The 19,671-nt window shown below is 74.3% G+C and carries 18 protein-coding genes; 9 read left to right on the plus strand and 9 right to left on the minus strand.

All coding sequences use genetic code 11. The features are described from left to right. Positions 1 to 235: 235 nt before the first annotated feature. Together ACIPXM_RS09505 and ACIPXM_RS09510 are read left to right on the plus strand one after the other, a co-directional pair. Complete coding sequence (locus ACIPXM_RS09505; RefSeq protein ID WP_401654778.1) at positions 236 to 640, plus strand: hypothetical protein; 405 nt, start codon at positions 236 to 238, stop codon at positions 638 to 640. A gap of 83 nt (positions 641 to 723) precedes the next feature. Next, the gene (locus ACIPXM_RS09510) at positions 724 to 1,953 is read left to right on the plus strand and encodes an MFS transporter (protein WP_401653768.1); all 1,230 of its coding nucleotides are present in this window, start codon (positions 724 to 726) and stop codon (positions 1,951 to 1,953) included. On the opposite strand, the gene ACIPXM_RS09515 is transcribed toward ACIPXM_RS09510, so the two are convergent. Continuing rightward, entirely contained in the window at positions 1,950 to 3,077 is a 1,128-nt protein-coding gene (locus ACIPXM_RS09515) for a hypothetical protein (RefSeq protein WP_401654779.1), read from the minus strand. The two genes, ACIPXM_RS09510 and ACIPXM_RS09515, sit on opposite strands and share 4 nt — an antisense overlap. A gap of 14 nt (positions 3,078 to 3,091) precedes the next feature. Beyond that, the gene (locus tag ACIPXM_RS09520; RefSeq protein WP_401653770.1) at positions 3,092 to 4,138 is read right to left on the minus strand and encodes a 5-dehydro-4-deoxyglucarate dehydratase; all 1,047 of its coding nucleotides are present in this window, start codon (positions 4,136 to 4,138) and stop codon (positions 3,092 to 3,094) included. Positions 4,139 to 4,303: 165 nt separating this feature from the next. On the opposite strand from ACIPXM_RS09520, the gene ACIPXM_RS09525 reads away from it, so the two are divergent. Next, on the plus strand, positions 4,304 to 5,116 hold the full coding sequence (locus tag ACIPXM_RS09525; RefSeq protein ID WP_401653772.1) for an NAD-dependent epimerase/dehydratase family protein: 813 nt from the start codon (positions 4,304 to 4,306) through the stop codon (positions 5,114 to 5,116). A gap of 311 nt (positions 5,117 to 5,427) precedes the next feature. On the opposite strand, the gene ACIPXM_RS09530 is transcribed toward ACIPXM_RS09525, so the two are convergent. Beyond that, positions 5,428 to 6,399 (minus strand): AraC family transcriptional regulator, encoded by a 972-nt coding sequence (locus ACIPXM_RS09530; RefSeq protein ID WP_401653774.1) that lies wholly within the window; start codon positions 6,397 to 6,399, stop codon positions 5,428 to 5,430. Positions 6,400 to 6,454: 55 nt separating this feature from the next. On the opposite strand from ACIPXM_RS09530, the gene ACIPXM_RS09535 reads away from it, so the two are divergent. Both ACIPXM_RS09535 and ACIPXM_RS09540 read left to right on the plus strand, forming a co-directional pair. Continuing rightward, positions 6,455 to 6,694: a hypothetical protein gene (locus ACIPXM_RS09535; protein ID WP_401653776.1), complete on the plus strand. Its 240-nt coding sequence runs from the start codon at positions 6,455 to 6,457 to the stop codon at positions 6,692 to 6,694. A 211-nt stretch (positions 6,695 to 6,905) separates the two neighbouring features. After that, positions 6,906 to 8,123: a TerD family protein gene (locus ACIPXM_RS09540; protein ID WP_401654780.1), complete on the plus strand. Its 1,218-nt coding sequence runs from the start codon at positions 6,906 to 6,908 to the stop codon at positions 8,121 to 8,123. 43 nt (positions 8,124 to 8,166) lie between these two features. On the opposite strand, the gene ACIPXM_RS09545 is transcribed toward ACIPXM_RS09540, so the two are convergent. The 3 genes from ACIPXM_RS09545 to ACIPXM_RS09555 form a co-directional block, all read right to left on the minus strand. Beyond that, complete coding sequence (locus tag ACIPXM_RS09545; protein WP_401653778.1) at positions 8,167 to 9,186, minus strand: 1-aminocyclopropane-1-carboxylate deaminase; 1,020 nt, start codon at positions 9,184 to 9,186, stop codon at positions 8,167 to 8,169. A gap of 144 nt (positions 9,187 to 9,330) precedes the next feature. Then, a complete protein-coding gene (locus tag ACIPXM_RS09550) occupies positions 9,331 to 10,092 on the minus strand; it encodes a GntR family transcriptional regulator (RefSeq protein ID WP_401653780.1) in 762 nt (253 codons plus the stop codon). Positions 10,093 to 10,198: 106 nt separating this feature from the next. Continuing rightward, positions 10,199 to 11,659: an alkaline phosphatase PhoX gene (locus ACIPXM_RS09555; RefSeq protein ID WP_401653782.1), complete on the minus strand. Its 1,461-nt coding sequence runs from the start codon at positions 11,657 to 11,659 to the stop codon at positions 10,199 to 10,201. Between the two features lie 88 nt (positions 11,660 to 11,747). On the opposite strand from ACIPXM_RS09555, the gene ACIPXM_RS09560 reads away from it, so the two are divergent. Then, positions 11,748 to 12,518 (plus strand): SDR family NAD(P)-dependent oxidoreductase, encoded by a 771-nt coding sequence (locus ACIPXM_RS09560; protein WP_401653784.1) that lies wholly within the window; start codon positions 11,748 to 11,750, stop codon positions 12,516 to 12,518. 115 nt (positions 12,519 to 12,633) lie between these two features. Here ACIPXM_RS09560 and ACIPXM_RS09565 read toward each other — a convergent pair whose 3' ends face one another. Next, positions 12,634 to 14,148, minus strand: coding sequence for a hypothetical protein (locus ACIPXM_RS09565; protein ID WP_401653786.1), 1,515 nt, complete (start codon positions 14,146 to 14,148; stop codon positions 12,634 to 12,636). Between the two features lie 209 nt (positions 14,149 to 14,357). On the opposite strand from ACIPXM_RS09565, the gene ACIPXM_RS09570 reads away from it, so the two are divergent. The 3 genes from ACIPXM_RS09570 (at position 14,358) to ACIPXM_RS09580 (ending at position 17,824) form a co-directional block, all read left to right on the plus strand. After that, entirely contained in the window at positions 14,358 to 16,214 is a 1,857-nt protein-coding gene (locus tag ACIPXM_RS09570; RefSeq protein ID WP_401653788.1) for an endonuclease/exonuclease/phosphatase family protein, read from the plus strand. A gap of 51 nt (positions 16,215 to 16,265) precedes the next feature. Continuing rightward, entirely contained in the window at positions 16,266 to 16,721 is a 456-nt protein-coding gene (locus ACIPXM_RS09575; RefSeq protein ID WP_401653790.1) for a GNAT family N-acetyltransferase, read from the plus strand. 128 nt (positions 16,722 to 16,849) lie between these two features. Next, entirely contained in the window at positions 16,850 to 17,824 is a 975-nt protein-coding gene (locus ACIPXM_RS09580) for a hypothetical protein (protein ID WP_401653792.1), read from the plus strand. Here the strand turns inward: ACIPXM_RS09580 and ACIPXM_RS09585 are convergent. Further along, complete coding sequence (locus ACIPXM_RS09585; protein ID WP_401653794.1) at positions 17,821 to 18,558, minus strand: SDR family NAD(P)-dependent oxidoreductase; 738 nt, start codon at positions 18,556 to 18,558, stop codon at positions 17,821 to 17,823. The two genes, ACIPXM_RS09580 and ACIPXM_RS09585, sit on opposite strands and share 4 nt — an antisense overlap. A 116-nt stretch (positions 18,559 to 18,674) precedes the next feature. Then, the gene (gene dapD, locus ACIPXM_RS09590) at positions 18,675 to 19,658 is read right to left on the minus strand and encodes a 2,3,4,5-tetrahydropyridine-2,6-dicarboxylate N-succinyltransferase (RefSeq protein ID WP_401653796.1); all 984 of its coding nucleotides are present in this window, start codon (positions 19,656 to 19,658) and stop codon (positions 18,675 to 18,677) included. Positions 19,659 to 19,671: the final 13 nt, after the last annotated feature.

The raw sequence follows: 19,671 nt of genomic DNA on the forward strand, positions 1-19,671 counted from the left end.
GACTCCGGGACTCCGGGGCCCGAAAGCGCGGGCGCAAGGCGCGCGGGGGCGCGGGGGCGCGGGAGCTCCGTCCGGACCGGAGCGTGAAGTGCCCTGAACCGGGGGCCGGTTGATCACCGGCCCCCGGCGCCCTGTATGCAGGTGTCCTGTTCCGCGGCGGCGCCTGCCGCTCGCTCACGCCCGCACTCCCGGAGGACCCCTCGTGCGTCTGCCCCGTTCCCTGTCCGGCTGGACCATGGCCGTCTTCGGCGTCCTCGCCGCCGCCCTCGGCGTGGTGGGGCTGGTCTCGCCCGCCGCGACGATCGGTCTGATGGGTCTGACGCCGCTGCCCGCCGGGAGCCGCGCGGAGGGCGATCACACGCTGCTGTTCCTGACGGCGTCGTCGATGGCGGCGCTGAACATGGGTGTGTACTACGTGCTCGCGGCGCTCGCCGACTGGCGGGCGTTCTTCCGCTGGACGGTGCCGTTCCGGTTCCTCACGTTCACGGTGTTCACGGTCAGTGTGCTCATCGACCGGGCGCCCGCCGGGTTCCTCGCCGTCGGCGCCTGGGAGGGTCTTGGTGCGCTCGCGACGGCGCTCGCGCTGCGCGCGGACGCCCGGCGAGCGGACCGTGAGCACGCGGCCGGTGCGCTGATATGAGGCCCGCGCGCGCCGCCACGGGGGTGGAGGCATAGGGAAGTCGGCCGATCCGGGCGGCGGGCCTTAGCCGCCAGGCTGCGGGCATGCGCGTACCCCTCTACCTCACCGCCGTCCTGGTCTCCGGCTTCGGCACCACCGCGATGTGGCTGGTGTCCGGCATCTGGGTCAAGTCGCTCACCGGCTCCGACAGTCTCGCCGCCCTGACCGCCGTCGCCCTGTGGGCGCCCGCCCTGGCCGGCCCCTGGTGCGGGCTGCTCGCCGACCGGGTGCGACGGCGCCCGCTGCTGATCGGGGTGAACCTGGCGATGGCCGCGGTGCTGCCCGTACTGCTCTGGGTGGACCGGGCGGACCGGGTCTGGCTGCTGTTCGTCGTCCTGGTCGTGTACGGGGCGCAGGGCGCCGTCCATGAGGCGGCGGAGGCGGCGCTCGCGGCGGGCGCGCTCGACCGGGAGCGGCTCGGTGACTTCAACGGGCTGCGGATGACGGCGGGCGAGGCCATGAAGCTGGTCGCCCCGCTGGTCGCGGCGGGCCTGTTCGCCCGGTACGGCGGCGGCCCGGTGGCACTGCTCGACGCGGCGACGTTCGCGGTGGCGGCGGGTGTCTTCGCGCTGCTCCGGGTCCGCGAGGAGCCCTCGGCGCGCGGCGCCCGCCCGCGCCTCGCGGACGGCGGCCGCCTTCTGTGGTCGTCGCCGGGCTTGCGTGCGCTGGTGCTCGCGGGCGGTTTCACGATGCTGCTCGCCGGGCTCAACGGGGCGGCGATCTACGCGGTGGTGGACCGTGGCCTGGGGCACGCCCCGGCGTTCGCGGGGGTGCTGTACGCGGTGCAGGGCGCGGGTTCGGTGGCGGCCGGGCTGCTGGCGGGGCCGCTGCTGCGCCGGATGCCCGAGTGGCTGCTCGCCGCGACCGGGCTGGCGTTGTTCGCGGTGGGGGCGGCGGCCCGGGCGGTGCCGTCCGACCCGGTCGCGCTCGGGGCGAGCGGGCTGATCGGGGTGGGCATGCCGTGGGTCCTGGTGGCCGTCATGACGGCGGTGCAGCGCCGGGTCCCGGCAGCCGCCGTGGGCCGTGCGGCGGGCACGGCCCACACCCTGCTCTTCGCCCCGAACGCCGTCGCGCTGGCCCTCGGCGCCGGGCTGCTCGCGTTCCTGGACGTCCGGGTACTGCTGCCGGTCCTTGGCCTCGCGGGGCTGGTGGGCGCGGGCGTGCTCGCCCTGACCCTGGGCCGTACGGGCGCACGGTCCGCCGGGGCCCCCGCCCAGGGCCCCGTCCAAGGCCCCGCCCAGGGCCCCGCCCAGGGCCCCGTCCAGGCTCCTTAGAGCGCGCTCAGTGCCTCCCCCACCGCCGTCAGGTCCGCGTCCGACGCCAGACCCGCGTGGTACAGGCGGAGTTCGGTCGCGCCGTCCTGGGCGGCCTGTTTCGCCGCGTCGGCGAGGGTGTGCGGGCTGCCGCCGAGGCCGGTGACGACCGGCAGGTTGGCGGCGAGGACGGTGTCCGCGCGCGCGTGCCGGGCGAAAGCGGCGAGGTGCGGGGCCGGGGTGACCACGCCGTCGGCGACGCCGAGGAGGTGGGCGGGGTCGGCGCCGACGTTGGCGCCGCCGCGGTACGGGACCGGGTCGGCGTGCAGCAGGACGCGGAAGCCGGGCGGGGCCGCCGCCCGTACCGCCGCCACGGCCGCCTCCTGGAAGCCGCTGGCGGTGGCGAGCCGCCAGTTCAGGGCGGCGTCCGCGAGCGGGCCGTGCCATGCGGCGGGGGCGCCGCCCCAGACCGGGGCGAGGGCGGCCCGTACCGCCGCCGCCAGCTCCTCGGGGTCCGCGCCGTGCGCCGCGTAGCCCGCCCGGCAGGCGGGGCAGAAGCACAGCGACATCAGGTACTGCGCGGTGTCGTCGAGCGGGACGCCGGCCGTCTTGTCGTGGGCGTGCAGATGGGCGAGGCCGTACCAGCCGCAGGACTCCAGCTCGGTGCCGGCCGCGCCGGGGCGGACCGCCGCCTCGGCCGCGAGTTCCACCAGGAAGTCGTGAACCTCGGGCTGGCCGATGCACGGCGCCCACGGGTAGCGGTCGCCGTACGCGTTGACCACGGAGGTGTCCGGACGCTCGGTGCCCAGGCGGGAGTTGTGCGCGAGGACGACCCAGCTGTGCACCTCGACACCGGCGGCGGTCAGGGCCTTCGCCGCCGCGCCGAAGGCGTCGCCGGGGGCCCAGTCACCGGCCGGGTACGGGGCGAGGGCCCGGTCCCGCCATCGTGCCGGGTCCCGCGGGTAGAGGACGGACGCCCATGCGGCGGTGACGATCCGGTGCCGGGGGTGGCGCGGGGTCAGCGCGCGGGTGGAGTGGTAGGCGGCGGCGAGGGTGACCCGGTCGAGGCCGAGCCCGGCGATCCGGGGCGCGGCGGCCGGGTCGCCGTTGACGTCCCAGGGGTAGAGGAACGCGCCCGCCCGCATCCGGTGCGGCCCGCTCATCCGGCGGCCTCCTCGGCGGTCCCGGCCGCGGACTCCACTGCGGACTCCTCGGCGGACTCCTCGGCGGACTCCTCGGCGAGCGCCGCCCGGCCGCGGGCGATCACCGCGGCCAGTTCCTTGAGGTGCTCGGGCTGCGGCTCGCTCAGCGGCGGCCGCACCTCTCCCACGTCCAGGCCGTTCATCCGGACCGCCGCCTTGACCAGGGACACCGCGTATCCCTTGCCCTGGGCGCGCAGTTCGACCAGCGGCCGGTAGAAGGCGTCGATCAGACGGTTGGCGGTGGTGTCGTCGCCGGTGGTGAGGGCGCGGTGGAAGGCGAGCGCGATGTCGGGGGCGAAGCAGAAGACGGCGGAGGAGTAGAGGGTGATGCCGATGCCCCGGTAGGCGAGCCCGGTGAGTTCGGCGGTCGGCAGGCCGTTGAAGTAGCGCAGGTCGAGTCCCGCGGTGCGGACGGCGCTGACGATCCGCTGCATCAGGTCGAGGTCGCCGATGCCGTCCTTGAGGCCGATCACACCGGGGGTACGGGCCAGCGCGACGGCGGTCTCCGGGGTGAGGACCGCGTTGTCGCGCTGGTAGACGATGACGTCGAGCGAGGTGGCGGCGGCGAGTTCGGTGTAGTGCCGGAGCAGCCCGGCCTGGTCGGCGACGACCAGGTACGGGGGCATGGCGAGCAGTCCGTCGGCGCCCGCGTCCTCGGCGAGCCGGGCGTAGCGGACGGCGAGCGCGGTGCCGTAGCCCGCTCCGGCGAGGACCGGCACCCGGCCGGCGGTCTCCTCGACGGCGGCGGCGACGCAGTCGCGGAACTCCTCCGGGGTGAGGGCGTGGAACTCGCCGGTGCCGCAGCAGGCGAAGACCGCGCCCGCGCCCGCGTCGAGTCCGGCGCGGACGTGGGCGCGGAAGGTGTCGAGGTCGAGGCCGCCGTCCGGGCCGAACGCGGTGACGGGGAAGAAGAGCAGGCCGTCGAGCCGGTCGGCGAGCGGGGCGGTGGGCTGTTCGGGGCTCACGGGCCCTCCCTGTCGGTCAAGATTCTGACTACTGTCCATATTCTTGAACGGACTCACGCTAAGGCAGCCCCGAAGCGGTGGTCAAGAAGCGAACTCCCTTCGGACCACGTGTTCTTGACGCTGCCCGGACGGATGCCTAGCGTGGCGCCCCGTCGCCGCATCAATCATGTATGCGAATTCGGTCTACGGACGGAGATAGTCACCGTGAACCCCGCACCCCGAACCGTCCTGCTCACCGGGGCCGCCGGTGGCGTCGGCACCCTGATGCTCGACCTGCTGCCCGCGTACGGGTACGAGCTCCGCGCGCTCGACGTGGTGCCGGTCCCCGGCGTGCCCGGGGCGGTCCGCGCCGATCTCGCCGACCGGGCGGCGCTGCGCGAGGCGGTGCGTGGCGTGGACGCCGTGATCCACCTCGCCGGGATCTCCCTGGAGGCCGGTTTCGACCAGATCGTGGCGGCCAACATCGTGGGCCTGCACCACCTCTACGAGGCCGTGCGCGAGGAGGGGGTGCCCCGGGTGGTGTTCGCGTCCTCCAACCACGCGGTCGGCTTCACGCCCCGGCCCCGGGACGGCGAGCCGCGGGTGCCGGTGGCCACCCCGCACCGGCCCGACACCTACTACGGCCTGTCCAAGGCGTTCGGCGAGGACCTGGCGCAGTTCTACTGGGACAAGCACGGCGTCGAGACGGTCTCGGTGCGCATCGGCTCCTGCTTCCCCGAGCCGCTGTCGGTGCGGATGCTGTCGATGTGGCTGAGCCCGGCCGACTGCGCCCGGCTGCTGCACGCCGCGCTGACCGCGCCCGAGGTCGGGCACACGGTGGTGTACGGCTCCTCGGCCAACACACGCGCCTTCTGGGACCTCTCCTCGGCGCGGGCGCTCGGCTACGAGCCGGTCGACGACTCCGAGGAGTACGCGGAGAAGGTCATCGCCGAGAAGGGGATCCCGGCGCCGGGCAGCGCCGACGACCTCTATCTGGGCGGGCACTTCTGTGTCGACCCGCCCCGCTGGCCGCACTGAACGCGCCCGCGCCCCCGCCGCCTTCAAGGGGCGCGCGGAATACACAGGCCCGGCCGGACTATGCGGGGGAGCCGGCCGGACCCGGGTCGACGCGTGCGTGACGCACGCGGACCTCTCGACCCTACGGGCCGACCAAGATCATCGCGAGCCGCGGAACGCGGCCGATGTCCGCAAAGCGCGACGCTTTGAACGCCCTTCAAACCCGGGACCGGACCCACCGGTTCCAGGAGCCTGACGCCGGACCCGCTCGACGCGCCCGGCCGCCCGCCGCGCCTCCCCGCCCCGACCCGACCCGACCCGCTCAGCCGCTCTCAGCCGCCGCGCAGCGTCCGTGACGGCGCCTCGCCGAACCGCGCCCGGTACTGCGCCGCGAACCGGCCCGGGTGGGTGAAGCCCCAGCGCCAGGCCACCTCGCCGACGCTCAGCCCGTCCTGGTCGCCCGCCCGCAGCTCCTCGCGCACCTTCTCCAGGCGGACCTCGCGCACGAACGCCATCGGTGACATCCCCACGTACTCCCGGAACGACTCCTGGAGCCTGCGCACGCTGACCCGGGCCAGCCCGGCCAGCTCCGTGCTGGTGAAGGGGTGCTCGGGGCGGGCCCGTACGGCGTCCATCACGCGCTTCACGGGCGCGGGCCTGACCGGGCCGCCCGGGTGGGCCAGTTCGTCCCGCCAGGGGTGGTCGGCGGCCAGCAGCAGGCCGTTCAGGAGCGCCTCCTGGAGCGGGCGGGCCACCAGCTCATGGGTGGCGAGGCCGTCCCCGGCGAGCGCGCCCGCCGCCACCTGGCGGGCGAAGGTCACCCAGCTCAGGCCCGGGCCGCTCGCGATGTCCAGGCGCGGCGCGAGGCTCAGGCGGCGGCGCGCCGGGCGGCCGAGCAGCGCCTCCAGACGGCCGTGCAGCGCGGCGGCGTCGATCTTCACCGAGAGGACCCGGCAGTCGCCGGTCCAGCGGTCGAGGAAGGTGTCCCCCGCCGGGTCGAGCAGCACCGCCTCGCCCGCCGTGGCGCGCAGCGTCCGCCCCGCCGGTCCCTGGCGCAGCTCCATGGTGCCGCCTTCAAGTGGCGCGTTCATATGGAAGGCGCCGAGTTCCCCGAAGCGCATCCGCACGTCCGCGCCGCAGCTGAGGTCGCCGATCATCAGCGGCCCCAGCCCGACCGTGTCGAAGCGCGCCGCGAAGGGACGTTCCTGCGCGTCGATCACATCCAGCCAATTGGCGTAATACCGCGCGTCGATCTCCTCGCGCGCCTCGTCCACGTCCCGCGTCCGGAAAGAGCTCCCACCCACGGGCCCAAAGAATATTCATATGACGGACGTGCCCGGCACCGGCAGGATGCCCGTCATGCCACAGCCACGGGGATTCGTCTACGCCGAGCGCGCGGACGGCACGGTCGTCATCACTCATCACGGCCGCGCCGCCGCCACGCTGCGCGGCCCACGCGCGCGCCAGTTCCTGGCCGAGGCCGAGGGGGGCGACCCGCAGCTGGTGATGGCCCGCTGGACCGGCTCGTACCGCTTCGGCAACGAGCGCACCGCGCGCGAGCACCCGCGCAACCGGGGCAACGGCTCAGGGCGCCGATAGCGCCGCCGGGCGCGGGTGGTCCCGCCGGGCCGCACCCCCGGCACCCCCCGGCGCCCCCCGGCTCCCGGCGGCGCCCCGGCCCGCCCGCCGGACCGCCCACCAGCCCGTCCACGGACCCGCTCGGGCGAACGGCCCTCACCGGGGTGGCCGAACCCGGCGCGGGTAAGGGAACGGCAAAGGGGACCCGTTCGTTACCCCGGTCATGACCGCTATGACCCCCGGCTCGAACATCCCTCTCACCGCCGCGCGCGTGGCGGTGGACGTGGCCGCCCCGGTGCGGCTCGACGTCTCGGGCCTGCTGCTCGGCGCCAACGGCAAGGTGCGCTCCGACGACGACTTCATCTTCTACAACCAGCCCGCGGGCCCCGGTGTCACCTACCGGTCCGGCGGCGGCAGCGCGCCCGACGCCATCGTGGTGGACACCGCCGCCGTCCCGGCCGGTGTCGAGAAGATCGTGGTGACCGCGAGCCCCGACGCCGCGGGCCAGACCTTCCAGGGCATCGAGCCCACCGCCACCCTGCGCGACGCCGACGGCGGCCAGGTCCTGGCCACCTTCACGCCGCCGCAGCTGGGCACCGAGACGGCCCTGGTGGTCATCGAGATCTATCTGCGCAACGGCCAGTGGAAGGCCCGCGCGGTCGGCCAGGGGTACGCGAACGGCCTCGCGGGCATCGCCACCGACTTCGGCGTCAGCGTCGACGAGGAGCCGGCCCCGGCGGCCGCCCCCGCGCCCGCCGCCCAGGCGCCCGCACCGGTCCCGCCCGCCCCCGCACCGGCCGCCGCTCCCCCGGCGCCCCCGATGCCGCCCGCGCCCCCGTCGGCTCCCCCGGCCGCGCCGCCGGTCGGCACCGGGAAGATCAACCTGGACAAGGGCCGGGTCAGCCTCCAGAAGAACCAGACGGTGTCCCTGGTCAAGGGCGGCCGCCCGCTGCTCTCGCAGGTCAAGATGGGCCTCGGCTGGGAGCCCGCGTACCGGGGCAAGGACATCGACCTCGACGCCTCCGTCATCGCCTACGGGCCGCAGCGCAACCACATCGACAGCTGCTACTTCGGCAAGCTGTCGATCGTCAACGGCGCCATCAAGCACTCCGGCGACAACCTCACCGGCGAGGGCGCGGGCGACGACGAGGTGATCGTGGTCGACCTGGGCCGGCTGCCCGCCGAGGTCAGCGGCCTGGTGTTCACCGTGAACTCGTTCTCCGGGCAGAAGTTCACCGAGGTCGCCAAGGCGTACTGCCGGCTGATCGACGCGGCCAGCGGCGAGGAGCTGGTGCGCTTCGACCTGACCACGGCGGAGCCGCAGACCGGCGTGATGATGGCGAAGCTGATCCGCCAGTTCTCCGGCGAGTGGGAGATGACGGCGATGGGCGAGTTCGTGAAGTCCCGCACGGTGCGGGGCATGGTGAAGCCCGCCGCCCAGGCCCTCTGAGGCCCCGGGCGGCCCGCCCGGGGCCCGGCGGGCCCGCCCGCTGTCAGAACAGCGAGCTGTAGGCGTTGAGGGCGGGCTGGCCGCCGAGGTGGGCGTAGAGCACGGTGGCGTCCGCGGCGATCTCGCCGCGGTCCACCAGGTCGACGAGCCCGGCCATCGACTTCCCCTCGTAGACCGGGTCGGTGACCATGCCCTCGGTCCTGGCGGCGAGCCGCATGGCGTCCAGGGTGGCCTCGTCGGGGACGCCGTACACGCCCGCGTGGTAGCGGGCGTCCAGCTCGACGTCGGCGGCGGTCAGCGGGCGTTCCAGGCCGATCAGGGCCGCCGTGCCGCGGGCGATCCGGGTGATCTGGTCATGGGTCTCGGCGGGCTTCGCCGAGGCGTCGATCCCGATCACCCGGCGGGCCCGGCCGCCCTCCTCGGCGAGCGCGGCGAAGCCCGCGACCATGCCCGCCTGGGTGGAGCCGGTCACCGAGCAGACCACCACGGTGTCGAAGAAGACGTCGAGCTCGCGCTCCTGCTCGGCCACCTCGTAGGCCCAGTTGGCGAAGCCGAGCCCGCCGAGCGGGTGGTCGGAGGCCCCGGCCGGGATGGCGTACGGGCGGCCGCCCGCCTCCTCGATCTCCCGCAGCGTCCGCTCCCAGCTCTCCTTGAAGCCGATCCCGAACCCGGCCTCGACCAGCCGCACCTCGGCGCCCGCGAGCCGGCTGAGCAGGATGTTGCCGACCTTGTCGTAGACCGGGTCCGGCCAGTCGACCCAGCTCTCCTGCACCAGCACGCAGCGCAGTCCGGCGTGCGCGGCGACGGCCGCGACCTGCCGGGTGTGGTTGGACTGCACGCCGCCGATCGAGACGAGGGTGTCGCAGCCCCGCGCGAGGGCGTCGGCGACCAGGTACTCCAGCTTGCGGGTCTTGTTCCCGCCGTACGCGATGCCGGAGTTGCAGTCCTCCCGCTTGGCCCACAGGGCGGCGCCGCCGAGGTGGGCGGAGAGCCGCAGCAGCGGGTGCGTCGGGGACGGCCCGAACAGCAGCGGGTAGCGGTCGTGGTCGACGATCGAGGGCATCCGGACTCCCGGGGTGGGTGGAGGGTGGGCCGCGGCGCGCGGGCGCGGGGCCGCGGCGGTACGGGCGGGGGGCTCGGTCGCGTACGGACGGGGGCCGAGGCGGTACGAGCGGGGGCCCGCGCGGTACGGGCGCGGGGCCGCCGGTCAGCGCGCGGAGACCGGCACGGGCACGGACGACGGCACCGGCACGGGCGGCGGGCCGGCCGCCGGGCGCGGGGCGGCGGGCCGGGGTCCGAGCGGGCCGGGCGGCGGCTGGTCCGTGGCCTCGTCCGCCAGCTCCTCCAGGGCGCGCCAGATCTCGGTGGTGACCAGGACCGCGGCCTCGGTGTCACCGGCCGCGCAGGCGTCGATCAGCCGGGCGTGCAGCTCGGCGGAGCGGCAGGTCCCGGGGTCGCCGAAGAGGTGCCGCTCGACCCGGCGGATCAGCGGGGTGTGGCGGGCGATGGTGGCGGCGAGGGCGTGGTTGCCGCTGGCGCCGACGAGCACGTCGTGGAGTTCGTCGTCGGCGCGCAGCGCGGCGTCGACGTCATGGGCGCGGACGGCCGCGTCGAAGCGGGCGTTGGCCTCGCGCATGGCCCGGACGCCTTCGGGGCCGAGCAGCGGCACGGCGGTGCGGGCGGCGAGTTCGTGCATCACCCGGACCACCGATGCGGCGTCCCTGACCACCCGGCTGACCAGCCGGGTGACCCGGGTGTAGCTCTGCGGTTTGGTCTCGACGAGACCTTCGTCGGCGAGCCGGGCCAGGGCCTCGCGCACGGGTGCGCGCGAGAGCCCGAGCCGGTCGGCGAGGTCACTGTCCTTGACCACGGAACCGGGCGGGAGGTCGCCGCGCACGATGGCGTCGCGCAGCGTCTCGTAGGCCCGGTCGCGCAGCAGGGTGCGGCCCACCGGCCGTAAGACGTCCATGGACTGACATGTTAGATGTCAGTGGGGCGGACGGACAGGGTCCGGCCGGGGGCCGGGAGTCCGGCGCCGGGTTCGGCGCCGGGTCGGCTCCGGGTTCGGCGCCGGTTCAGCGCTGGGGCTGGCGGCGCCACGGGCCGGTGACGGCGACCATGATGCCCGGGTCCTGGATGTTGGCGAAGAGGGTGTCGCCGTCGGGCGAGAAGACGACGCCGGTGAACTCGCTGTCGTTGAAGTCGTTGCGGGCGATCGGGTAGGTGCGGCCGGTCTCGGTGGCGCCGAACAGGTGCTGCACGCCCTCGCCGTCCTCGGCGATGACGAGGCCGCCGTAGGGGGACACGGTGATGTTGTCCGGGCCGTCGAAGGCGCCGTCCTCGTCGGGGGTGGCGTTGACGCCGAGCAGCACCTTCAGGGTGAGGGTGCGGCGCTTGGGGTCGTAGAACCAGACCTGGCCGTCGTGCGGGGCGCCGGGGCTCTCCTCACGGGCGTACGAGGAGACGATGTAGGTGCCGCCGTCGGCCCACCACATGCCCTCCAGCTTGCGGGCGCGGGTGACCTCGCCCTCCGCGAACTGCTTGCGGACCGAGGTGGTGCGGGCGTCGCGGTCCGGCACGTCGACCCAGTCCACGCCGTACACGGTGCCGATCCTCGTGGCGCGCGACAGGTCGTCGACGAACCGGCCGGCGGAGTCGTAGCACTTGGTGGCCTGGAGCACACCGGCGTCGGCGGCGAGCGTGGCGAGCTTGCGGCGGCCGTGCTCGAAGCCCTTCGGCGGCGTCCAGCGGTAGAGCAGCCCGTTCGGGCCGGAGGCGTCCTCGGTGAGGTAGGCGTGGCCGCGCTTGGGGTCGATGACGACGGCCTCGTGGGCGTAGCGGCCGAACGCCTTGATGGGCTTGGGCGCGCGGTTGGCGCGGCGGTCGTGCGGGTCGACCTCGAACACGTAGCCGTGGTCCAGGGTCATGCCGCCCTTGCCGGCCTTGTCCTCGGTCTCCTCGCAGGTGAGCCAGGTGCCCCAGGGGGTGCGCCCGCCCGCGCAGTTGGTGGAGGTGCCGGCGATGCCGACCCACTCGGCGACGGTGCCGTCGCGGTGCACCTCGACGACCGTGCAGCCGCCGGACGCGGCCGGGTCGTACACCAGGCCCTCGGTGAGCGGGACCGGGTGCGGCCAGTCCTTGCGGGGGCCCTTGAGCTCGTGGTTGTTGACCAGGAAGGTGGTGCCGCGGGGTCCGGCGAAGGTGGCGGTGCCGTCGTGGTTGGACGGCGTGAACTCGCCGGACTCCAGGCGGGTGACGCCGCTGTGCGTGATGACGCGGTAGGTGAAGCCCTCGGGCAGCGCGAGGATGCCGTCCGGGTCGGCGACGAGCGGGCCGTAGCCGAGCCGGTGGTGAGGGTGGTGGCCGTGCCCGTGGTGGTCGTGGCCGTGGTCGTGCCCGTGGCTGTTGCTCTCCACGTAGTCGTCCGCGGCGAGCGCCTGCGGGGCGGTGGCGAGCGCGGCGACCGTGCCGGTGAGGGCGAGTCCTGCGCCCGCGGCGGCGGACTGCTTGCTGAACTCTCTGCGGTTGAGGGTCATGACCCTTTTTCTCCCTGTCGTCACCCGGTGTCGGCGCACACGGTCGCGCCCGCGTATAAACGGGGGTTGAACGGAAAGGCGATCCTCCATGAACCTGCCCTCCCACGGCCGGAGTGTTCTCGTGAGCGGCGCGTCGCGCGGTCTCGGCCGCGCGGTGGCGCGCGCGTTCGCCGCGAACGGCGACCGGGTCGCGGTGCACTACGGCTCCCGCGCCGACGAGGCCGCGGCGACCCTGGCCGCGCTCGACGGTGACGGCCATGTCCTGGTCTCCGGCGACGTCTCCGATCCCGCGCGGGCGGCGCGGATCGTCGACGAGGCGGCGGCCGGGCTCGGCGGCCGGGTCGATGTGCTCGTCAACAACGCGGCGGTGAACCTGCCGCACCCGCCGGCCGACACGCCCTACGACGAATGGGTGACGCTGTGGCAGCGTCACGTCTCGGTGAACCTGCTCGGCACGGCGTACCTGAGTCATCTGGTGGCCGGGCGGATGATCACGGCGGGCACCCCGGGCCGGATCGTCAACATCGGTTCCCGGGGCGCCTTCAGGGGCGAGCCGGACCATCCGGCGTACGGGGCGACGAAGGCCGCCGTGCACGCGCTCGGCCAGTCCCTCGCGGTGGCGCTCGCCCCGCACGGGATCGCGGTGGCGTCGGTGGCGCCGGGCTTCTTCGCCACCGAGCGGGTGGCGCCCCGGCTCGACGGCCCCGAGGGGGCGGCGATCCGGGCGCAGAGCCCGTTCGGCCGGGTGGCCGCGCCGGAGGAGATCGCGGCGGCGGTGCTGTGGCTGGCCTCCCCCGAGGCCGAGTGGGCCTCGGGGACGGTGCTCGACCTGAACGGGGCCTCGCACCTGAGGACATGAGCGGTACGGGGTACGGGGCGGGTCCTGGCACACCGCGCCGGTACGGGCGTACGGAGCGGGGCCGGGCGTACGGGGCGGAGCCCTCAGGCGGCCCCGTACGCCGGGCCGGGCCGGTTCAGCCGCGCGAGCGGGCCTTGAACGCGGCCTTGCGGGCCTCCTTCGCGGACGGCTTGTCGCGGTGCAGGCGGCCCATCGCCTCCAGGACATCGGCGGTGGCGGGGTGCTCGACCCGCCAGACGTTGTCGAAGAAGCCGCCATGACGGCCCGTCAGACCCTCGATGAGGTCCTGGAGTTCCTCGATGTCGCCGTCCGCGTCGAGGTGCGCGGCGATGGTGTCGACGGCCAGCCAGAAGATCATCTGCTCCGGCGGCGCCGGGATGTCGGCGGCGCCGTGCTCGGCCAGCCAGACCCGGGCGAGGCCGCCGAGCTCCGGGTCGTCGAGGACCGCGCGGACGGCGGGCTCGGCCTCCGGGCCGAGCAGCGACAGGGCCTGCTGGGCGTGCAGCCGGCGCAGCGGGGCGCCGGGGTCGGCGCCCCGGGCGGCGGCGAGCAGTTCGAGCGCGGCGGCCGGGGCCGGGCGGCCCTCCAGCCAGCCGACGGTCTCGGCGCGGGCGGCGTCCTGCGGGTAGTGGGCGATGCCGTCGAGCAGCGCTTCGGCGCCCTGGTCGGCGAGTTCACCGACGGCGGGCACCACGAGTCCGGCCTCCAGCATCCGGGCCCGCACGCCGTAGAGGCCGAGCGGGGTCAGCCGGACCATGCCGTAGCGGCTGACGTCCTCCTCGTCGAACTCCTCGGTGGGCCGGGCGCCCTCGGCGCCCTCCTCGATCATCAGGGCCTCGTCGACCGGCTCGTACTCGACGAGTCCGATCGGCTCCAGGATCCGGAACTGCTCGTCGAGCCGCATCATCGCGTCGGAGACCTGCTCCAGGACGGCGTCGGTGGGCTCGCCCATGTCGTCGGGGACGACCATGGAGGCGGCGAGCGCGGGCAGCGGGACCGGCCCGCCGGACGGGCCGCCCTCGCTGACGGTCAGCAGGTAGAGGTTGCCGAGGACGCCTTCGAGGAACTCGGCCTCGCCCTCCGGGTCCCAGTCCAGGGCCTCGAAGTCGATGGTGCCGTCCTCGCCGACGAGGGCGTCCAGGTCGTCGACGTAGGGCGCGGTGGCGTCGGCGAAGACGGTCTCGAAACCGTCCAGCCAGAGGGCCAGAATGTCGGCGGGGGCGCCGCCGGTGACCAGGGCCAGGTTCTCGCCCGCGGTGACGGTGCCGGTCTCCGAGCCGGTCTCCGAACCGCCCTCGGCGCCCGCGGAGTCGCCGGAATCGTCGGGGTCGTCGGAGTCGCCGAGGTCGTCGGGGTCGTGGACGTCGACCAGACCGGTGTCGACGGCGACCCGCCATGCCTCGCTGGCGTACGCCTCGCCGTCCTCGTCGTCGGCGAGGCCGAGGACCTCGGCGGCGGCCGGGAGCTGCTCGTCGACGAGCTCGCCGCCCGCGCCGACCCGGGTCTCGGGTCCGGCCCAGCGGGCCAGCCGGACGGCGCGGACGAGGAGGGGTGCGGCCAGGGCTTCCCGTGCCAGTTCCGCGTCCGAGTGCAGTCGCACGGGGGGAAGGGTCGGGCGGTCCGATGCCATCTGGGGTGTTCTCCTCGGCGGGGGCGGGCGGTGGCTCGCGTCGTACGTCGAGCGGTCCTCAGCGTAGACGCTTCCGGGGGCCGGTCCGTCGGTTCATATGGGCGTCAGCCTTCGTACACCCGTCGAGCCTTGACAAGTCGACCGCCTCAGAAGGAGATTGACGCGCGTAGATCACTCGATCGTTCGTCCGAGACCTCCGGAGCCCTGTCATGCGTTCCTCCATACCGCGATCCGCGGCCGTCGCCGCCGTCGTCTCCGCCGCCCTCGCGGCCGGACTGATCAGCGGCACCACCGCGTCCGCCGACGAGCAGGCCGCCACGACCGCGACCGCCGCCGACGCGGTCCGGATCCACGACATCCAGGGCACCACCCGGGTGTCCCCGCTGGTCGGCAAGCAGGTCGCCGGGGTCACCGGCATCGTCACCGGCGTCCGCACCTACGGCTCGCGCGGCTTCTGGATGCAGGACCCGCAGGCGGACGCCGACCCGGCGACCAGCGAGGGCGTCTTCGTCTTCACCAGCTCGGTGCCGACCGTCGCGGTCGGCGACGCGGTGAGCGTCGACGGCACCGTGACGGAGTACGTGCCGGGCGGCCTGGCCTCCGGCAACCAGTCGCTGACCCAGCTGTCGAAGCCGGCCGTCAAGGTCCTGTCGCAGGGCAACAAGGTCCCGGCCCCGGTGACCATCTGGGCCGGTTCGGTCCCGTCCGCGTACACCCCCGAGGGCGACCCGGCGGCCGGCGGCTCCATCAACGGGCTGACCCTGCGCCCCCGCAAGTACGCCCTGGACTACTACGAGTCCCTGGAGGGCACCAACGTCCGGATCGGCTCCTCGCGCGTGGTCGGCGCCACCGACCCGTACTACGAGCTGTGGGTCACGGTGAAGCCGTTCGAGAACCTCAACCGGCGCGGCGGCACGGTCTACGGCTCGTACGACGCCCAGAACACCGGCCGGATCCAGGTGCAGCAGATGGCGCCGGTCGCGCAGCAGCCCTTCCCCAAGGCGAACGTCGGCGACTGGCTCGCGGGCGCCACGGCCGGCCCGCTGGACTTCAACCAGTTCGGCGGCTACACCCTGGTCGCCAACTCGCTGGGCAAGGTCGTCGACATGGGCCTGGACCGCGAGGTGACCCGCCGCCAGCACCGCGGCGAGCTGGCGGTCGCCACGTACAACGTGGAGAACCTGGACCCGAGCGACCCGCAGGAGAAGTTCGACGCGCTCGCCAAGGCGGTCGTCGAGAACCTGGCCTCGCCCGACGTGGTGGCCCTGGAGGAGATCCAGGACGACAACGGCGCCAAGAACGACGGCACCGTCTCGGCCGGTGCGACCCTGAAGAAGTTCACGGACGCGATCGTCGCGGCGGGCGGCCCGGCGTACCAGTGGCGTTCGATCGACCCGCAGAACAACAAGGACGGCGGCGAGCCCGGCGGCAACATCCGTCAGGTCTTCCTCTTCAACCCCGAGCGGGTCTCCTTCGTGGACCGCACGGGCGGCGACGCCACCACCGCCACCGCGGTGACCGGCACCAAGGGCGACGCGCACCTGACCCTGTCCCCCGGCCGGATCGACCCGGCGAACGCCGCCTGGGCCGACAGCCGCAAGCCGCTCGCGGGCGAGTTCGTCTTCCGCGGCCGCACGGTCTTCGTGATCGCCAACCACTTCGGCTCCAAGGGCGGCGACGAGTCGATCGTCTCGCACCACCAGCCGCCGGTCCGCTCCTCGGAGGCCAAGCGGCTGCTCCAGGCGCAGGCCGTGAACACCTTCGTCAAGAACGTGCTCGCGGTGGACAAGAAGGCGGACGTGCTGGTCGTCGGCGACATCAACGACTTCGAGTTCTCCGGCACCACGCGGGCGCTGACCGACGGCGGGGCGCTGTTCCCGGCGATGAAGTCGCTGCCGCGCAGCGAGCGCTACTCGTACGTCTACCAGGGCAACAGCCAGGTCCTCGACCAGATCCTGACCAGCCCCGGGGTGCGCCACTTCGACTACGACAGCGTCCACATCAACGCCGAGTTCGCGGACCAGAACAGCGACCACGACCCGCAGGTGCTGCGCTTCCGCCCGTAGCGCGTCCCCGCGGGGCGGGGCCAGGGGCACGGGTGTGCGAGACTGCGCGCCGTGATCCTGCGCCCCGCCACCCGTGCCGACCTGCCCGCCGTCCTCGCCCTGCTCGCCGACGAGGACGAGGTGGTGGATCCGGCCTCGGTGACCGTCACGCCCGCGTACGCGCGCGCGTTCACGGACATCGAGGCCGACCCGCGCAACGAGATCCTGGTGCTCGTCGACGGGGGGCCGGACGGGGAACTCGTCGTGGGCTGCCTCCAGGCCACGTACATCCCGGGCCTCGGCAAGGGCGGCGCCGAACGGGCCCTGCTCGAAGCGGTCCGGGTCCGGGCCGACCGGCGCGGTGGTGGTCTCGGCCGGGCCCTGCTCGACGGGGCGATCGCCAGGGCGCGCGCCCGCGGCTGCGGCCTGGTCCAGCTGACCAGCAACAAGGAACGGACCGAGGCGCACCGCTTCTACGCGTCGCTGGGGTTCGCGCGCAGCCATGACGGGTTCAAGCTGAGCCTGTAGCCCTCCGGGGACTCCTCGGGGCATAAGTCCGGCCTATGGGGTGATCGACGAGAACCGGGTAGTTGGGGACGCTCTGTCACGTCAGGGTGGAATCACCCCTGTTCACCCCGACGAAACGACGACTCCCCATGAAATCCAGGCGCATGGCCGTGCTCGCGGCCGTCTCGATCCTGACCCCGGCGACCCTGGCCGCCACCGCCACCCCCGCGCTCGCGCGCGACGCCCGCCCGTCGGCCGCCACGCCCGACACGGCCCCGGACACGACCCCCGACCCGGCGACGGCGGAGGCACGCGATCCGTCCGGGGCGTTGGTGACCGCCCGGGTGACCGGCCTCCCGCAGCGCTTCGTGGCGGGCGGCGACTGGCAGGAGTTCACGCTCACCCTGGACAACGCCGGGAGCGAGGAGATACGGGACCTGTCGGTGGGGCTGGTGTGGTACTTCGACGAGGACGACCCCGGCATCCGGACGGACCAGGTGGGGATCCAGATGCTCGTGGACGGCGCGTGGCAGGACCAGACGTTCTTTCCGGGGCAGGCGCCGCAGCTCCTCAATTCGAATCCGGTGCTCTACGGGCGCCCCTTCCCGCCCGGCACGAGCACGCTCCCGCTGCGCATGAAGTTCACCGAGGACACTCCCACGCAACTCTTCTCCTTCTCCGCGGGCGTGAACGTGGAGCACGGCGAGCAGGTGGCGTCCGACTGGGGCGACTCCGAGATCGTCCGCCCGGCCGCCCCGGACCCCGACCCGGAGCCGACGCCGGATCCGAAGCCGACGCCCGACCCGGAGTCCACGCCGGATCCGAAGCCGACCCCCGACCCCGGGTCGGACCCGGCCCCCGCCCCGGATCCGAGCCACGAGGCCGGTACGGGCGGGGGTGCCGGTGGCGGTGGCGGTGGCGGTGACACCGGACCGGCGACCGGCGGAAGCGGCGCGACGCCCGCCCCGGAAGGCGACGCGGACGGCGGCACCGGCGGGCAGTTGGCGGCGACCGGCGGCGGCATCGGCCCCTGGCCGCTCGTGGGCGGCACCGCGGTCACCCTCGGCACCGTCCTGACGCTGCTGGCCCGCGCCCGCCGCCGCGGGACCGGGGACACCCCCTAACCGAGCAGGTGCCCGCCGCCGTCCACCAGCAACACCTCACCGGTGATGTACGCGGCCCGCGCCAGGTCGTGGACGGCCTCGGCGATGTCCTCGGGGCGGCCCACCCGGCGCAGCGGCACCACCGAGGCCACATGGGCCTTGGCCGCGTCGGCGCCTTCGACGCCGTCGAACCAGGGGGTGTCGATGAAGCCGGGGGCGACCGCGTTGACCCGGACGTCCGGGCCGAGGGTCTTGGCGAGCAGCTTCGTCATGTGGTTGACGGCCGCCTTGGTGACCGCGTACGGGATGGAGCTGCCGCCGGGCCTGACCCCGGCCTGGGAGGAGATGTTCACGATGGCGCCGCGGCTCTCCCGCAGGTGCGGCACGGCGGCGGTGACGGTCTGCCAGACGCCGATGACGTTGACGTCGTACAGCTGGCGCCAGACGTCGGGCGAGGCGGCGGCGAGGTCGTCGTGCGGGATGAAGCGGGTGGTGCCCGCGCTGTTGACCAGCAGGTCGAGGCGGCCGAAGTGGCCGACGACGTCGGCGACGAGCCGCCCGGCCTGGGCCTCGTCGGAGACGTCGGCCTGGACGTAGTGGGCGCCGGGGAGCTCGGCGGCGAGCCGCTGCCCCGCCTCGACGGAGCGGGCGGAGTTGACGGCGACCCGGTACCCGGCGGCGGTGAGCCTGCGGGCGACGGCGGCTCCGATGCCGGAGGAGGAGCCGGTGACGAGGGCGACGCGCGGTGCGGTCATGTGCGGGGTCCTTCTGGTACGTGGATCTGGGGCGTCCTCCTGTCGCGCGCCACGATCATGCCACGGCCCGCCGCCCCCGGTGCGGGGCGGCGGGCCGTCGGACGGTGCCACGGACGTCAGTTGTGGCTGTGCAGGATCTCGTTCAGACCGCCCCAGGCCGCCTTGTACGGGCGGGCCTCGACGGCGCCGGAGACCGAGTTGCGGCGGAACAGGATGTTGTCGGCGCCGGACAGCTCCAGGGCCTTGACGATCTGGCCGTCGGGCAGGGTGACCCGGGTGCCGGCGGTGACGTACAGACCGGCCTCGACGACACACTCGTCGCCGAGCGCGATGCCGACGCCCGCCTCGGCGCCGACCAGGGTGCGCTGGCCGATCGAGATGATCTGCTTGCCGCCGCCCGACAGGGTGCCCATGGTGGAGGCGCCACCGCCGATGTCGGAGCCGTCGCCGACGACGACACCGGCGGAGATCCGGCCCTCGATCATCGAGGTGCCGAGGGTGCCGGCGTTGAAGTTGACGAAGCCCTCGTGCATGACGGTGGTGCCTGCGGCGAGGTGCGCGCCGAGCCGGACGCGGTCGGCGTCGGCGATGCGGACCCCGGCGGGCGCCACGTAGTCGGTCATCCGCGGGAACTTGTCGACCGAGGTGACCTGGAGGTGCAGGCCCTCCGCGCGGGCGTTGAGGCGCACCTTGTCGAGGTCGTCGACGGCGACGGGGCCGAGCGAGGTCCAGGCGACGTTGGCGAGCAGGCCGAAGATGCCGTCGAGGTTCTGGCCGTGCGGCTTCACCAGGCGGTGGCTGAGCAGGTGCAGCCGCAGGTAGGCGTCGTGGGCGTCGAGCGGCTTGTCGTCGAGCGAGGCGATGACGGTGCGCACGGCGACCACCTCGACACCGCGGCGGGCGTCCACGCCGAGGGCCTTGGCGGCGCCCTCGCCGAGGGCGTTGACGGCCTCGTCGGGGCCGAGGCGCCCGGTGCCGGCCGGGCCGGGGGCCTCGGTCAGCTCGGGGGCGGGGAACCAGGTGTCGAGAACGGTGCCGTCGCCGGCGATGGTGGCGAGGCCGGCGGCGACGGCGCCGGTGGTACGAGGAGCAGTGGTCATGACGGAAAACCTA

This window comes from Streptomyces sp. NPDC090025, from assembly GCF_044748125.1.
GTDB lineage: Bacteria > Actinomycetota > Actinomycetes > Streptomycetales > Streptomycetaceae > Streptomyces.